This is a genomic window from Brevundimonas sp. (assembly GCF_050729455.1).
Taxonomy (GTDB): Bacteria; Pseudomonadota; Alphaproteobacteria; order Caulobacterales; family Caulobacteraceae; genus Brevundimonas.
Window position 1 is genome coordinate 1 of the sequence record NZ_JBOHLI010000113.1, and the last position, 1,784, is coordinate 1,784.

Here is a 1,784-nt window from a genome sequence, read left to right on the forward strand (position 1 = left end):
GGGCGGGGCAGCCAGCCGCCGCCGTCGCGCCGTCGCAGGCCGGGCCGCTCGACGAGGGCGCGAAACGCCGCCTCGTCCAGGGTCAGCACCACCCGGCCGCGCCGGTCGCCGCCGAGCCGCAGGGGATAGGCGACGCCCGACTGGTCCAGCCAGGCGCCGGGACGGTCCAGCAGGGAGCGAGCGCGCTCCAGAACGCGGCTCATCGGCCGCCTCCCGACGCCACGGACAGATCGACGGCGGGCAACTCAGATATCGCGCGCAGGCTGGCCTCCAGCCCGTCCATGACGGCGTCGTACTTGTCGTGGTCGCGCTCGTCCTCGGCCCAGCGGCAGGCGGTCGAGGCGGTGGCCCGGTTCAGGCCGAAGGCGTGGGCCACCCGCTCCAGCGGCCAACCGAACGAAACGTGAGCCAGATACATGGCTGACCAGCGGGCGCGGCAGGCGCGCGGCCGCACCCGCTCGCGCCGCAGCATCTCGGCCGCCGGCACGCCAAAGGCGTAGGCCGCCAGATGCAGGGCCGCGTCGGCGCGGATGCGGTCGCCCTCCGTCACCGGCACGCGATAGGGCTCGGCCCGATAGGATTCCATGTCGTCAGTTGCTCCCGAACGCTCTTTTGTTCTTCCCATCGTGCAGTAGGCCGAGGGGTGGGCTAGGAATCTTGTCCTAACGAACGTCAGAAGCGGTCGCTTCGCCTTGTCCGGCGCGGGATCGGCTGTGGAGCAATCGACGCGCGGCGGGGGATGGTGCGCGCGTCAAGGGGGCAAGGCGCGCCGCATGGTTAATAAATTAACGAATCCTTGACTCGCGACTCTGGACGGCGATTCGCAAATCAGCCTAGTCGTTTCATATCGGGACCCGTTAACCCTTCTTAAGGTTTTGACCCGTTAACGTTGGAACAAGGTTACCCGGTCGTCGCTCCCTTGGCGGCCGCAATCAAGCTTTGCCTGGAGGGGCATGAATGCGCGTCCTGCTGATTGAAGACGATCACGCCACGGCCCAAAGCATCGAACTGATGCTCAAGTCGGAAGGCTTTAACGTCTATACGACCGACCTGGGTGAAGAAGGCATCGATCTGGGCAAGATCTATGACTACGACCTCATTCTGCTGGACCTGAACCTGCCCGACATGAGCGGCCTTGAGGTTCTGCGTCAGCTGCGCGTCGGCAAGATCAATACGCCGGTCATGATCCTCTCGGGCAGCCACGAGATCGAGACCAAGGTCAAGACCTTCGGCGGCGGCGCCGACGACTATCTGACCAAGCCCTTCCACAAGGACGAGCTGATCGCGCGCACCCACGCCGTGGTCCGTCGCTCCAAGGGCCACGCCCAGGCCATCATCCACACCGGCGAGATCGCCGTGAACCTGGACGCCAAGACGGTGGAGGTGGACGGCCACCGCGTGCACCTGACCGGCAAGGAATACCAGATGCTGGAGCTGCTCTCGCTCCGCAAGGGCACGACCCTGACCAAGGAAATGTTCCTGAACCACCTCTACGGCGGCATGGACGAGCCCGAGCTGAAGATCATCGACGTCTTCATCTGCAAGCTGCGCAAGAAGCTGGCGACGGCCGCCGGCGGCAAGCACTACATCGAAACCGTCTGGGGCCGCGGCTACGTCCTGCGCGACCCGTCGGAAGGCGCGATCCACGTCGCCGCCTGATTGACCGCCTGAGCCTCCACTCAGGTCTGGAATTGGAAACGCCCGCCGGGAAACCGGCGGGCGTTTTTGTTTGGCCGGGACGCCTACTAAATCCGCTCATCCCGGCGAAGGCCGGGATCCAGATC

At 65.6% G+C, this 1,784-nt stretch carries 2 protein-coding genes and 1 pseudogene; 1 reads left to right on the forward strand and 2 read right to left on the reverse strand.

What is annotated here, in order from left to right; all coding sequences use genetic code 11:
• Together ACREEF_RS15750 and ACREEF_RS15755 are read right to left on the reverse strand one after the other, a co-directional pair.
• A pseudogene (locus tag ACREEF_RS15750) lies at positions 1–203 on the reverse strand (DUF6456 domain-containing protein); the annotation flags it as partial.
• Entirely contained in the window at positions 200–586 is a 387-nt protein-coding gene (locus ACREEF_RS15755; protein ID WP_431566510.1) for a chromosomal replication initiator DnaA, read from the reverse strand. The gene ACREEF_RS15755 and the pseudogene ACREEF_RS15750, both read right to left, overlap by 4 nt.
• 371 nt (positions 587–957) lie before the next feature.
• Between ACREEF_RS15755 and ctrA the strand changes: the two genes are divergently transcribed.
• The gene (gene ctrA / locus ACREEF_RS15760; protein WP_431566511.1) at positions 958–1,659 is read left to right on the forward strand and encodes a response regulator transcription factor CtrA; all 702 of its coding nucleotides are present in this window, start codon (positions 958–960) and stop codon (positions 1,657–1,659) included.
• Positions 1,660–1,784: the final 125 nt, after the last annotated feature.

What these genes read in the sequence shown, in the direction of transcription:
- ACREEF_RS15755 (WP_431566510.1), bottom strand. Translation starts at nt 586, where the DNA reads ATGGAATCCTATCGGGCCGAGCCCTATCGCGTGCCGGTGACGGAGGGC.
- ctrA (WP_431566511.1), top strand. Translation starts at nt 958, where the DNA reads ATGCGCGTCCTGCTGATTGAAGACGATCACGCCACGGCCCAAAGCATC.